Origin of the sequence: Cytobacillus oceanisediminis 2691 (genome assembly GCF_007678455.1) — a bacterium.
Classification (GTDB): Bacteria; Bacillota; Bacilli; order Bacillales; family Cytobacillaceae; genus Mesobacillus; species Mesobacillus oceanisediminis_A.
The window spans coordinates 1-281 of the sequence record NZ_VEEP01000192.1; the positions used below are offsets into that span (position 1 = coordinate 1).

General features: G+C 45.6%; 1 protein-coding gene. It reads left to right on the plus strand.

Annotated elements, in window-relative coordinates:
* Window positions 1-66 precede the first annotated feature (66 nt).
* Window positions 67-243 (plus strand): ATP-binding cassette domain-containing protein, encoded by a 177-nt coding sequence (locus FS736_RS24645; RefSeq protein ID WP_186326924.1) that lies wholly within the window; start codon window positions 67-69, stop codon window positions 241-243.
* Window positions 244-281: the final 38 nt, after the last annotated feature.

The window sequence follows — 281 nt, forward strand, 5'->3', positions numbered from 1 at the left end:
CAAAGGATGAGTGGAAGGGAAAAGGTTGCTTCGTGGGGGAGGATGTAGGGTTTAAGGGGAGAAAACGTGGAAAAGAGGATAAAGGATGTGGTGGAAATGATGGGGGTGGGTGATGGGGGAAAGGAAAAGGTTGAGAGTTTTTGTGGAGGAATGAAGGGGAGAGTGAATATTGGAGGTGGGATATTAGATAATGGTGAGTTATTAATGATGGATGAGTGGAGTGTAGGGATGGATGGGGAATGAGGGAGGGAGATGGTTGAAAGAGTAAAAAAGGTGAATGA